The sequence below is a fragment of the Nereida ignava genome (assembly GCF_047114695.1).
Classification (GTDB): Bacteria; Pseudomonadota; Alphaproteobacteria; order Rhodobacterales; family Rhodobacteraceae; genus Nereida; species Nereida ignava.
The window spans coordinates 50,493-63,463 of the sequence record NZ_CP112885.1; the positions used below are offsets into that span (position 1 = coordinate 50,493).

10 protein-coding genes and 3 tRNA genes are annotated in these 12,971 nt (G+C 55.5%); 10 read left to right on the plus strand and 3 right to left on the minus strand.

The annotated features are described in order from the left end of the window. Positions 1-22: 22 nt before the first annotated feature. From OLX08_RS00265 to OLX08_RS00275, 3 genes are all read left to right on the plus strand, one after another. Positions 23-98 (plus strand) — tRNA-Val (locus OLX08_RS00265). A 195-nt stretch (positions 99-293) separates the two neighbouring features. Further along, positions 294-370, plus strand: a tRNA-Asp gene (locus tag OLX08_RS00270). 34 nt (positions 371-404) lie between these two features. After that, a tRNA-Asp gene (locus OLX08_RS00275) sits at positions 405-481 on the plus strand. Positions 482-626: 145 nt separating this feature from the next. Here the strand turns inward: OLX08_RS00275 and OLX08_RS00280 are convergent. Next, entirely contained in the window at positions 627-2,003 is a 1,377-nt protein-coding gene (locus OLX08_RS00280; protein WP_391481734.1) for a M20/M25/M40 family metallo-hydrolase, read from the minus strand. A gap of 109 nt (positions 2,004-2,112) precedes the next feature. Between OLX08_RS00280 and OLX08_RS00285 the strand changes: the two genes are divergently transcribed. The 5 genes from OLX08_RS00285 to OLX08_RS00305 all read left to right on the plus strand — a co-directional run bounded on the left by OLX08_RS00285 (position 2,113) and on the right by OLX08_RS00305 (position 8,282). After that, complete coding sequence (locus OLX08_RS00285) at positions 2,113-2,691, plus strand: 5-aminolevulic acid synthase (RefSeq protein ID WP_391481735.1); 579 nt, start codon at positions 2,113-2,115, stop codon at positions 2,689-2,691. Positions 2,692-2,776: 85 nt separating this feature from the next. Next, positions 2,777-4,000, plus strand: coding sequence for a 5-aminolevulinate synthase (gene hemA, locus OLX08_RS00290; protein ID WP_391481737.1), 1,224 nt, complete (start codon positions 2,777-2,779; stop codon positions 3,998-4,000). 105 nt (positions 4,001-4,105) lie between these two features. Next, positions 4,106-5,647: a helix-turn-helix domain-containing protein gene (locus OLX08_RS00295; RefSeq protein ID WP_391481739.1), complete on the plus strand. Its 1,542-nt coding sequence runs from the start codon at positions 4,106-4,108 to the stop codon at positions 5,645-5,647. Positions 5,648-5,793: 146 nt separating this feature from the next. Continuing rightward, on the plus strand, positions 5,794-6,915 hold the full coding sequence (gene ispG / locus OLX08_RS00300; RefSeq protein WP_391481741.1) for a flavodoxin-dependent (E)-4-hydroxy-3-methylbut-2-enyl-diphosphate synthase: 1,122 nt from the start codon (positions 5,794-5,796) through the stop codon (positions 6,913-6,915). A 62-nt stretch (positions 6,916-6,977) separates the two neighbouring features. Continuing rightward, complete coding sequence (locus OLX08_RS00305) at positions 6,978-8,282, plus strand: sensor histidine kinase (RefSeq protein WP_391481743.1); 1,305 nt, start codon at positions 6,978-6,980, stop codon at positions 8,280-8,282. Here OLX08_RS00305 and OLX08_RS00310 read toward each other — a convergent pair. Both OLX08_RS00310 and OLX08_RS00315 read right to left on the minus strand, forming a co-directional pair. Then, positions 8,279-9,034, minus strand: a complete 756-nt coding sequence (locus tag OLX08_RS00310; RefSeq protein ID WP_391481744.1) for a DsbA family protein — start codon at positions 9,032-9,034, stop codon at positions 8,279-8,281. The two genes, OLX08_RS00305 and OLX08_RS00310, sit on opposite strands and share 4 nt — an antisense overlap. Next, positions 9,034-10,350 (minus strand): M48 family metalloprotease, encoded by a 1,317-nt coding sequence (locus tag OLX08_RS00315; protein WP_391481745.1) that lies wholly within the window; start codon positions 10,348-10,350, stop codon positions 9,034-9,036. Before OLX08_RS00315 ends, OLX08_RS00310 begins: the two co-directional genes overlap by 1 nt. A gap of 60 nt (positions 10,351-10,410) precedes the next feature. On the opposite strand from OLX08_RS00315, the gene OLX08_RS00320 reads away from it, so the two are divergent. Both OLX08_RS00320 and OLX08_RS00325 read left to right on the plus strand, forming a co-directional pair. After that, a complete protein-coding gene (locus OLX08_RS00320; protein WP_391481746.1) occupies positions 10,411-11,589 on the plus strand; it encodes a pyridoxal phosphate-dependent aminotransferase in 1,179 nt (392 codons plus the stop codon). An 18-nt stretch (positions 11,590-11,607) separates the two neighbouring features. After that, the gene (locus OLX08_RS00325) at positions 11,608-12,882 is read left to right on the plus strand and encodes an N-acetylmuramoyl-L-alanine amidase (protein WP_412535657.1); all 1,275 of its coding nucleotides are present in this window, start codon (positions 11,608-11,610) and stop codon (positions 12,880-12,882) included. Positions 12,883-12,971: the final 89 nt, after the last annotated feature.

The following is a 12,971-nucleotide window of genomic DNA, read 5'->3' on the forward strand; positions in this document are numbered from 1 at the left end:
TGGCGCTAATACACCGCTCATCGGGTCGTTAGCTCAGTTGGTAGAGCGCTTCCTTTACACGGAAGATGTCGGGAGTTCGAGCCTCTCACGACCCACCATTTCCCTCCCGATGTTGTTGTCCACGCCGCAAACGCACTGTGCTTAAGTTGCGTTTTTAGAAGCGTTTTTATGACTTCAACTGCCGCCATCGAAATAATTGAATTTTTGTTACAAAATGCCGCGACTTCCGCTTGACGGGGTGGCGGTGCGTGGGTATCTGCACGGAACGCGTCAGGTTTGGCGTGTAGCAGTGGGCGGTTGTAGCTCAGTTGGTTAGAGTACCGGCCTGTCACGCCGGGGGTCGCGGGTTCGAGCCCCGTCAACCGCGCCACCGCTGCTAAGTCCAAACCAAACGTGTGAGATGCGCGGTTGTAGCTCAGCTGGTTAGAGTACCGGCCTGTCACGCCGGGGGTCGCGGGTTCGAGCCCCGTCAACCGCGCCACTCTCACCCTGGTTCACATATAAATTGTTTCGATTGAACGACCATTGTTTGGTGGCTTCAGTGCGAGCGCTATTCACCGTTTATAAAAAAGCGCGACGATTTTTCACCACCGCGCTTTGATTTGTTTTTGCAGATAATTAATCAACTATCGTGAGAGCGCGTCCAGCACCCGTGCCCAACTGCGCATCCCTTTGTGGAAACTCTCGAGGTCATATTTTTCGTTGGGTGAGTGGATTGCATCATCATCGCGGCCAAAGCCAATCAGCATCGCGTCTGTGTCCAATTCGGTTTTGAAGTGTCCCGCGATCGGAATTGAGCCTCCGCAGCCCACAAACGCTGCAGGGTTTGGCCACTCATCCGACAGCGCAAGACGCGCTTTTTCAAACGCCGGATCAGCCGTGGACATTTGCACGGCTGATGAATTTCCGTGGCCTTTGAATTCAACGCTACAATCAGCAGGTAAGGCGTCTTGTACCATTTGGCGGAACGCAGCACGGATCGCGTGGGGATCTTGAGTGCCAACAAGGCGGAAGCTGATCTTTGCGCTGGCTTTCGATGGCAGCACAGTCTTGAACCCGTCGCCAGTGTAGCCCGCGTTGATGCCGTTCACCTCACAGGTCGGGCGCGCCCATAACATTTCGAGGGCCGTTTTGCCGTGCTCACCCGCCAGTTCAGACAAGCCAACCGCTTCAAGAAACGCCGCATCATCAAAGTTCAAATCTTCCCACTGCTTTTGAAGTTCAGGCGACATTTCGGGCACGCCCTCATAAAAGCCGGGGACAGTCACACGTCCTTCAGCGTCATGCAGGGAGGCAATGATTTTTGACAGCACGCGAATAGGGTTAATGGCTGCCCCGCCGTACATGCCAGAATGAAGGTCAATCCGTGGTCCGGTGATGGTGAGCTCTTCGCCCAAAAGGCCGCGCAACTGTGTTGAGATAGCGGGTGTTTTGGGGTCGAACATGCCTGTATCGCAGATCAGCGCCAGATCAGATGACAGTTCGTCTTTGTTTTCGCGCATAAACGGGATCAAAGAGGGCGAGCCGCTTTCTTCTTCGCCTTCAAAGAAAAAGCTGACGTTGATGGGCAGGTTGCCGTGCACAGCGATCCACGCGCGACACGCCTCCACAAAGGTCATCAACTGGCCTTTGTCGTCTGCCGCACCACGCCCGCGAATGACTTTGCCCGCGTCCGTGTCTTCAAGCGCGGGAGCGAAGGGGTCACTTTGCCAAAGATCAAGCGGATCAACGGGTTGCACGTCATAATGGCCATAAAATGTGACGTGTTTTCCCGTCCCATTTGTATGACCAACCACCATTGGATGGCCCGGTGTTGCGCGTTTTGTTGCGGTCACACCCATTGAAGCCAAATCACTTACCAGCCAATCTGCGGCTGCGTCACAGTGTTTTTTGAAAGCGGGGTCTGTTGAGATCGACTGGATGCGCATCAATTCGAAAAGGCGCTCGGTCGCGGCGCTGAGGTTTTCGTCGATATGTGACAGGACGGGATCGAGATTGGACATGCTAGCGCCTTATTTTTAGCTAAGTTTTGCCGCACCCTAGGAGCCTTTGGTGGACCTGTCCAGAAACAGGATATAGGTTAACAGAAATTGAGAACAAAGGGGCGAAATCATGCGTATTGTTGGGGCGATTGGGGTGTTTTCGCTGTGTGTATTTGGGGTAGTTGCAGGCGCAGAGCCGGTCAGCAACGCTGAGGCAAAAGCGCAATTGTTCAGCCTGAAGGGCCGTGAAGTTGAGTTGATCCCCCGTGACTGGCTGACACCTGACAATGCGGCGTTGGTTGAACAAGTAGCCGAACAGCAGCTGTATTACGCAGCAATTGCCGCATCACCAGATGATGGGATCTTGAACCCAGCTACCATCGCCGCGGCCAACGATCACACGATGGACGTTGCCCGCGCCAAAGCGCTGTCAGCCTGTGACGCGGCCAAAAGGGGGCAAACCGCCTGCGAGATTGTTGCAATGGTGCGCCCGCGAAACTTTGAGCCGGTTGAGCTGACTTTATCGCATGGTGCTACAGAAGCCTGGCGCAAATCGTACCGCCGTGTGCGCGGTGAAAAGGCGTTTGCGATCTCTCCAACAGTGGGGACTTTTATCGTTGCAACTGGTGAAGGGGCCGCGTCTGCGGCGCTGAGTGCATGTGCTGAGCAGGCCCAAACGGACGACTGTCTCATCGCTGTTCAGGATTGATCTGGCGCAAAGTGACAAAATGTAGCGTGTGCTAGTGGATTTCTGGACCCTATATACCCTATAAGCGCCCCATCGGGAGAGACACATGACGTTTGACACACAGCTAGATGCAGCCCTGCAACGCCTTCACGACGAAGGTCGTTACCGTACGTTTATTGATATTGAACGGACGCGGGGGCAATATCCGCACGCTGAGTGGACACATCCCGACGGTAGCCGCAAACCTGTCACCGTGTGGTGCGGCAACGATTATTTGGGCATGGGGCAGAACGAGGAAGTACTGACCGCAATGCACGAAGCGCTTGATGCGACAGGCGCGGGCTCTGGCGGGACGCGCAATATTTCTGGCACGACGGTGTATCACAAACGCCTTGAGGCGGAATTGGCGGATCTTCACGGCAAAGAAGCCGCGCTGCTGTTCACGTCCGCCTACATCGCGAATGACGCCACACTTTCAACGCTGCCCAAGCTGTTCCCTGGATTGGTGATTTTGTCTGATGCGTTGAACCACGCGTCTATGATCGAGGGTATTCGTCGCAATGGTGGCGACAAACGTATTTTCAAGCATAATGATTTGGATGATTTACGTGCGCAACTGACTGCGCTGCCTGCGAACACACCAAAACTGATCGCGTTCGAATCAATTTACTCAATGGATGGCGATTTCGCACCAATCGAGGCAATCTGCGACATTGCCGACGAATTTGGCGCGCTGACCTACATCGACGAAGTGCACGCCGTTGGCATGTACGGACCACGCGGTGGCGGTGTGGCAGAACGTGACGGGTTGATGGGCCGGATCGATATTATCAACGGCACGTTGGCTAAGGCGTACGGCGTGATGGGCGGCTATATCGCGACCTCTGCAAAGATGGCGGATGCGGTACGCTCCTATGCGCCGGGCTTTATTTTCACGACATCACTGCCGCCAGCGGTTGCGGCGGGTGCGGCGAAGTCAGTGGAAGTTCTGAAGCGTCGCCAAGACCTGCGCGATGCCCATCAGACGCAAGCAGCTATTTTGAAGACACGCTTCAAGGCGCTTGGCCTGCCGGTAATTGACCACGGAAGCCATATTGTGCCGCTGATCGTGGGTGATCCGGTGCATACGAAAGTTCTGTCTGATCACTTGTTGCAAGACCATGGCATCTACGTGCAGCCCATCAATTTCCCAACCGTTCCGCGCGGTACCGAGCGTCTGCGCTTTACGCCGTCGCCGGTTCATGGGTGTTCAGAAATTGATGCATTGGTAGGCGCATTGGACAGTCTGTGGTCTCATTGTGCGCTGAATCGTGCTGACTTAACCGGTTAGAACCATACTGCTGTAATCCTGTTTGTTATGTGTTATTAAGTTGTAAATGGCGTGGGGACGCCTCGAATCGCGCGTGCGATTTCGGTAATTGTGGTAGGGCAGTGTATGATCGGGCGCATTTTTGCACCGCAGGATGTCGAGGAAGAAATCGTCGCCCCAAAAGGGTTTGATGATTTTGAGCTGCAGCTCGGCGACATGATGCGCGGCGAGCGGGCTACCCTTGGAAAATCTCTTCTTGATGTACAGCGTGAGCTTAAGATCAAAGCAGGATATATTTCGGCAATCGAAAACTCTGATCCCACCGAGTTTGATAGCCCCGGTTTCATCGCAGGCTATGTGCGTTCCTACGCACGCTATTTACAGATGGACCCCGAGTGGGCCTTTCAGAAGTTCTGTGAGGAAAGCGGTTTTGCGACAGCGCATGGCATGTCGTCTGAGGCGTCAAGCCCGCGTCCCGTAGCCCCCTTGGCAGCCTCGGCACACCGTAATGTATTCAACGACTCTGCTACGCCGTTTGTGCCCAAAGCTGACCCGTTTTTTGCGCGCATAGATGCGGGTGCCATTGGTACTGTCGCCGTTATGATTGCGCTAATTGGTGGCATGGGGTTTGGTGGCATGTCCATTTTGCGCCAAGTCCAGCAGGTTGAATTCACACCGGTTGAACAGACCCCCGTGGTTGCCTCAAGCATCGACCCTCTTGCGCCTGTGCCCCAGCTAAATACTGGCGCGTCGGGCTCTGGCGCCCAAACCGCTGCACTTGCGCCGACGCGCAACAACGATGCGTTAGACCGACTGTACCGCCCCGAGGCGCTTGATGTGCCAGTCTTCACCCCGCGTGACGCGCCGATTGCTACCATTGATCCAGGCACAGTCGGAACATTTGCCACAGGTGGTGTTGATTTTGCCGCTTTGAATGTGCCCGCCGAGGCTCCGCAGGTTCAAGTCGTAGACGGCCCCGCGCCGGAAGTGGTTCTGTTTGCCGTGAACCCGACATGGGTGCGCGTGCGAAGCGCCGACGGTTCTATCTTGTTTGAGAAAGTCCTCGAAAAAGGTGAAAACTATGCGCTTCCAGTCACCGAAGAGACACCCGTTTTGCGGGCAGGCAATTCAGGATCGCTCTATTTCAAGGTTAACGGACAAATCGTTGGGCCCGCAGGGCAGGGCGCAACGACTGTAAATAATGTGCAGCTTGCGTCTGCTGACCTGAGTGCGGCTTATTCTGTTGCTGATCCTCTGGAAGATAATGAGCTATTTGCGCTGCTGGAAAACCTTGATGCCCCGGATGTTTTGCCGCGCCCACGCACCCGCCCTATTGAGAGCATCGCTGCGTCAAAAGGCAGTGTAAGCCTTGTTGCATCGCAACCTTCGTGGGTTCGCATTACGGATGCAAAAGGAACGCGCGTGTTTGAAAAGACTTTGCAACCCGGTGAGCAATATACTCTGCCTGCGGATGTTGACGCTCCGCTGTTGCGGGCGGGTAATTCAGGCGCGCTCTACCTCAAGCTTGGTGACGCGCTGGTTGGTCCTGTTGGGTCCGGTTCGGCAACTGCGCGCAATGTCTCGCTTACGGCTTCAGATATCAGTGCGAAATATTCGGTGGTGGACACGGACGCATCACCGTCATTGAAAGCGCTGCTTGATCAATAGACCGATTTGTAATGTGCCAAATTCCACTTTTCTCTGGCGTAAAATTTCGTATCACTGTGCAAGAAATCCGCTTGCGGTGAACTCTGACGTGGCGCTTGCCCGCGCGGCACTGTAAGGTAAGGTTGACACTTAAAGAAGGCCGCCAGATGTCCATCAATCACGTTCGTCCATGGAAAAACATTTACCGTCGTAAGAGCCGCCAGATTATGGTGGGCTCGGTTCCGGTGGGGGGTGATGCGCCGATTGCCGTGCAAACCATGACGAACACGCTGACCACGGATATCAAAGGTACTATCGCGCAAGTACAGGCGGCGGCTGAGGCGGGTGCTGATATTGTGCGCGTTTCGGTGCCTGACGAGGCGTCGTCAAAAGCGTTGAAAGAGATTTGCCGCGAAAGCCCCGTGCCGATCGTTGCGGATATCCACTTTCATTATAAACGCGGCATTGAGGCGGCTGAGGCCGGTGCCGCGTGTCTGCGCATTAATCCGGGCAATATCGGCGATGAAAAGCGGGTCAAGGAAGTTATCAAAGCGGCACGCGACCACAGTTGTTCAATTCGGATTGGTGTCAACGCGGGTAGTCTGGAAAAGCATTTGCTTGAGAAATACGGCGAGCCGTGCCCCGATGCGATGGTGGAAAGTGGTCTCGATCATATCAAAATTCTGCAAGACAACGACTTTCACGAATTCAAGATCAGCTGCAAAGCCAGCGACGTCTTTATGTCTGCTGCCGCCTACCAAAAGCTGGCGGATGCAACGGATGCGCCGATCCACCTTGGGATTACTGAGGCAGGTGGTTTGGTCAGTGGCACGATCAAATCGGCGATTGGCTTGGGCAATCTGTTGTGGATGGGCATAGGTGACACCATCCGCGTTAGCCTGTCTGCCGATCCTGTTGAGGAAGTAAAAGTCGGTTTTGAAATTCTAAAATCACTGGGTCTACGCCACCGCGGCGTTAATATTATCTCGTGCCCGAGTTGTGCTCGCCAAGGCTTTGACGTGATCAAAACCGTTGAGACCCTTGAGCGCCGCCTTGAACATATCAAAACGCCGATGTCGCTGTCGATTATTGGATGTGTCGTGAACGGGCCCGGCGAAGCGCTGATGACTGATGTCGGGTTTACCGGCGGCGGCGCGGGTAGCGGTATGGTTTATCTGGCGGGTAAGGCCAGTCACAAGATGAACAACGCGGAAATGGTCGATCATATCGTCGAGCAAGTTGAAAAGCGTGCAGAGGCAATTGAAGCGGACCAACCTGCCGCCGAATAACTTTCAAATTGCGCGTAATTAACATCTGACAGCTGTCAAAGCGGTGTATAAACTGCTGCGTGATGGTAGTTAATTTAGTGCAGCGTCGCTTTGATTTGCGCGGCGTAAAGTCCAACGATAATTTTAGCAATCCCGAAATGTGGCTGCGCCTTCTGATCATGGCGACGGCCTCAATCATGTTGTCTTTTTGGCTGGACGATGCGGCGTTTGTGCTGATGTTCGGCGCCTACGGGATTGCGGTTGTTGTATATGCCACCACGGTGAGTTTGATGCCGAGGTACGTCAACTTTGGGCTGTTTGTGTGGGTTGGCTTTTTGTTTGCGGTCACGGTCATCATCCTGCTTGGTCTGATCTTGTATCTTTTCGCATATCCGCAACCCACGGCACAGGTGTTGGGGATGCTGTTGTTTGCGGGTGAGACTGCGCGACTGGTGTCCATGAGGGCGATGAAAACGACGTTTTTGCGCCTTGAACTGATGCTTTTGATTTTATGTGCGGCTGGCATGGGAGCTGTGCATTCAGCGCGGGTTGGGTTTTACCCAAATGGTCTCATCATGGCCGTTTCAGTGGCTGGCTTTGGGATGTATCTTGCATATGCAGTGCTTAGATTATCGAAATTTCGCGACACCATCACCATCGTTCAGGAAGGTGAGCGTGACGCAGACCGTTTGCGTGCGGTGGGTCAGCTGACGGGGGGTGTCGCCCATGATTTCAACAATTTGCTCGCAGTGATTTTAGGCAACCTTGAGATGCGCAATACGGCCAAGAACCCGTGGGAGTTGGAAATACTGCTGCGTGAGGCTGAGGACGCGGCGTGGCGCGGGGCAGATCTGACAAGCCAGTTACTGGCCTTCTCGCGCCGTTCAACCCTTTTGCCGCGCAAGACCTCTGTTAGTGAGATTTGTGATACAGTCACCACCCTTGCGGCACGTTTGCTGGGCGACCGACATCAGATTGTACTTGGCATCTTTACGGGACTGCCCGCGATTTACGTGGATGCAGGTAAGCTTGAAACCGTGGTGCTAAACCTGATCCTCAACGCCCGCGATGCCATGAAAAACGGGGGGCACATCATGATTGATGCCAGTGCAACGCGCCTGCTTGATCAAGAAACACTCAGCCTTTGGATTAGTGACACCGGAAACGGGATCGAGCCGCATTTGCTGGAAAAAGTGTTCGAGCCGTATTTCACAACCAAGCCAGTCGGCGAGGGGTCCGGTTTGGGTCTGTCCATGGCGCGCGGCTTTATGGAGCAGTCAAATGGACGCCTAGATCTGGTCAGCACAGTGGGTGAGGGTACCCGTGTAGGCCTGCATTTTCCCGTCTACACCGGTGATGAACTTCCGATGCCCGTGTCCGCCGCTTAGCTGCGTTCTTGGCCCACGATATCGCGCATCCCGTCCAGTGGGACATAACCGCGTACCATTTGATCACCCATCACAAAAGTCGGCGTGCCCGTAATAGATAGACGCTGGCCTAGCAGACGGTTGTCGTCGATGATTGCCTTGACCTCTACACCGTTCATCTTTGCCAGCACCTCATCACCGTTGAAGCCAAGGCTGCTTGCAAGACGGCTCAATGTGGTGTCAGAGGTGCCTTGCTTTAGGCTAATCAGCGCATCATGGGCCAGTTTGTAGGCGTCATTTCCGTGCAGCAGTTTTACAGCAATCGCAAATTGCGAGCTGCGTAGACTGTCTTTGCCCAAGATCGGAAATTCTTTCACGATGAGGCGGATGTTTTTGTCCGATTGGACCAGTTGCTCAACTTCTGAGTGTGCTTTGCGGCAGTAGCCACAGCGGTAGTCGATAAACTCAACGATCGTCACATCACCCTCAGGGTTGCCGCCGACCCATGCGTTGGGGTCTTCATAAAGCGCCTTGGCGTTTACGGCTAAAAGCTGCGCATCGTTTTGAGCGGCTTGTTGCGCTTGGCGTTGCTCCAAAACTGCAAAAGCTTCCATCAACACATCTGGGTTCTCGAGTAGGTAGGCGCGAACTTCGGCCCGAAAATCAGCCCGTTCAGCGGCGGTTAACGCAGATAAATCAGTCGCCTGCGCGGCAGTTCCCAGTAGGGCGGTTCCCACCGTAAAGGCGAGGGCTTTGGCAGTTTGGCGGATCATCAACGTTTTCCTTTTTCTGAGGTCTTGGCAGCAGCAAGCACATCATTGGCTCGTTGCCAAGGGGCAGAGCCACGGGGCAACAACCCTGCAGCGCGGTTTGCATGTATGGCGGCGTCTTTCAAACGGCCCCGCAACGCATAGCGTTCGGCAATGCTAAGGGACGCCATCCCGTTGTTTCCGGTTTTGGCGTAAGCGGTGCCAAGATCACGCAAAATGCGCCCATCAAGAGGGTCGCGTGCGCGCGCCCGTTCAAGTGTGTCGCGGGCCTTTGCATTTTGGCCAACCGCCAACAGAGCACGCCCGTAGCCGCCCAGAATAAGTGGCTCATTTGGTGCAAGGCGCACAGCGCGGCCGTATGCAGCAACGGCCGCGTCAAAGTCACGGCCTTCCAGTTTCAGTTGCCCGTCAAGTTCGTGCACGTACGGATTATCCGGTGCTTTGGCGACAAGTCGCTTTAGTGTGGCGCGGGTTTTGTCGCGGTCGGGTTTGCGGTGGTGGGCAATTGCTTGGCGCATCAGCGCGACGTGGTCGTTTTGGCCGCGGGTCCGGCGCAACGTCCAGCTTGGTGCGCGGGAGTAGGCGCTGATCTTGCCTTGGATAATCTCGAACCACGCGGCGTTTAGTGCAGGGGTCGGGTAGTCGCCCGCGTTGCCTGCGGCAAATGCTTCAAGGGCCCGAATACGGTCACGGGTCAGCGGATGGGTGCGCACATAAGGGTCCTGACGTCCAATGTTTAGCGCCTCTTGCCCGCGAAAAAGGCGCATCACATCAACGGCGGCACTTGGGTCAATCCCTGCGCGCACCATATAGCGGCCTCCGGATTGATCTGCGCTGCTTTCTTCGGCGCGGGTGTGGCCGAAAAAGCGGCGAAGCGCGGACCCTGATGAACCGACAGCGGCAGCGGCACCTGCCTCGGGGCTGCCTGCTGCGGCTCCGACGATCAATGACAAAGCCGTTCCAATGCCCGCAGCGGTGCGCGCGTTTTGAAAGTTGGCGGCGCGGCGTGCCAGATGCCGGTTGGCAATGTGGGCCGCTTCATGGGCGATAACGGCCTGTAATTCCTCGACGCGGCCCATGCGCATGATCAGGCCTGAATGGATAAAAATAGCCGAGCCATCGATCACAAACGCATTGAGCGATTGGTTGTCGACCAGCAGAATTTTGGTCCGTGACGCGCTTAGGCCGGCGGCTTGGAAAATAGGTTGGGCAATCGACCGCAGGCCGCGTTCAACTTCTGCGTCGCGCAGCAATGTCACGGCGTAACTGGGGATGGCGGCAATACACAACGCACACGCCAAGATAACTTTCGCCCACATGATGATTGACCTTCGCGCATGGGTTTGGTCTTGAACTCACAAGCAGTATCGGAGGGCATCATGGGAACTTCAAGACAAGGATCGGTGCGAGGCACGGTTGATCCCTTTATTGTGATGGACGTGATGGCAGAAGCCGCAAGCCTTGAGGCCGAGGGCCGGACTATTATCCACATGGAGGTCGGCCAGCCCGGCACAGGTGCACCTGCGGGCGCACGCGCCGCAGCGGCAAAAGCGATGGAAGACGACGCGCTTGGCTATACTGTCGCCAAAGGCTTGCCCGCGCTTCGTGCGCGTATCAGCCAGCTATACATGGATTGGTACGGTGTTGCGGTAGATCCAGAACGCATCATCATCACCCCCGGTAGCAGCGGCGCGTTTGTCTTGGCATTTACAGCGCTTTTTGATGCAGGTGACCGCGTGGCGATTGGGGCGCCGGGCTATCCAAGCTACCGCCAGATTTTCAAAGCCCTCAACGTGGAACCTGTTGATCTGCAAACCCGCGCGGAAAACCGCCTGCAGCCCGTGGCGCACGATATTTTAGACGCTGTCAAAGACGGTGGGCGTAAGTTTGATGGCATGTTGGTGGCCTCGCCGGCCAACCCGTCTGGCACCATGTTGGACCACGATGCGATGCGCGCGCTCATCGAGGCCTGCGCGGCAGAGGGCGCTGCCTTTATCAGTGACGAGATTTATCACGGCATTGAATATGAGGCCAAAGCGGTAACGGCGTTGGAGATCAGCGACGACGCGTGGGTCATCAACTCGTTTTCCAAATATTTCAGCATGACCGGCTGGCGCGTGGGCTGGATGGTTGTGCCCCAAGATCAGGTTCGCCGCGTAGAACGCTTGGCCCAAAACCTGTTCATCTGTGCCCCTCATGTGGCCCAAGTTGCTGCTTTAGCCGCGATGGATTGTGACGAAGAACTGCAGGCGAATATGGATGTGTACCGCGAAAACCGCCGCTTGATGTTGGATGGGTTGCCCAAGGCGGGCTTTGACAAGATTGCACCGCCCGATGGTGCGGTTTATGTTTACGCGGATGTCAGTGAGTACACAGACGATAGCCGTGCATTTGCGTCAGAAATTTTGAATGAGGCTGGCGTTGCCGTAACCCCCGGTTTGGATTTCGACCCTGTGCGCGGTGCGACCACCTTGCGGTTTTCATATGCACGCGGCACGGCCGACATTATCGAAGGGTTGGCGCGACTGACTGCCTTTATGTCCGCGCGTGCGGGCTAAGCTTTGCGCCCACGCTGCATGTCCGCTACATTTGAAGAAACATCAGCACGGTTAGTCATGCCCCGTTTTTCAAACTGTATCTTTTTGGCAATTATTTTTTGTCTCGCTTTGGTTGTGCAGCCATTCGGCCTGTTGGCGCAAACGCTGACGGCGCGGGCGGATTTGCGGGTGCAGGACAGTTCTGTTTCTCCGATTTGGCGCGGTGTTGATGTGCAATTGTCACTAACCCAAGGTGTCCCTTTTCGTATTAAACATGTGAACGAACCTCATAGAGTTATAATTGATTTCAATGGCCTGTCTGGCGAAGCTAATGTTGATGATATGATCCGCTCACAACGTGTAACGGATGTTGGGTTCGGCCAAATTCGGGCTGGATGGTCGCGGATGGTGCTCACACTGGATGGGCCGATGATCGTTGGCAAATCGCAGATGCGGATCAAACAAGACGGCAGCGGCGCGATGCTTAGCTTTGTTCTACGCCAGACGGATGAGGACGGTTTTGCCGCAGCTGTTGAAGCAGATGGGCGCGGAGTTGCGTTGGCAATTGAGGGCACGGCAGGTGTCCAAGACAGCGATGCCAATGTGGCCGATCAGGGCCTGACCATTGTTTTGGACCCCGGGCACGGCGGTATTGATCCGGGCGCCGAGGTAGGATCCTACCAAGAAGCAGCTCTTATGTTGGGCTTTGCTCGGGCTTTGGGCGAGGCGCTGATACGCGATGGGCACCACGTTATTTTGACCCGCAACGATGATGTGTTTGTGTCCTTGCGCGAACGGGTTTCGATTGCCCATAAAACGCAAGCGGATGTGTTGATATCGCTACATGCAGACGCGCTAAGCGGCGGTGGGGCGCGGGGTGCTACGGTGTACACCCTTGCTGATGAGGCGACCGATGCGGCCAGCGCACAGTTGGCCCGCGGCCATGACCGAAGTGATATTTTGGGCGGCGTGGACCTTGTGGGGCAAGACGACACTGTAGCCGGCGTTTTGATTGATCTGGCGCGGCGTGAAACCCAACCGCGCGCGGATCGGTTGGCGGAATTATTAGTGGGCGGCATCAAAGCCAGCGTTGACGGGATCAACTCGCGCCCGCGCAGACAGGCGGGCTTTGCAGTGCTAAAGGCGCCAGATATTCCATCAGTCTTGGTCGAGTTGGGGTTCATGTCGGACGCCCAAGACCTTGCAAATTTAACCAACCCTGAATGGCGCGCCCAGGCAATTTTGGGGCTGGTGGCTGGGGTTCGCCTTTGGGCGGCTGAGGATGCGGAATTGGCCAAACGGACACGTCAGTGAGCGGCGGTCTTTCGCACAACTGTGATGCGGGTTGTTTTGACGCGCCTGCGCCCCCACTATATACCCTATTCAGAGTTCAGGGCATTCAG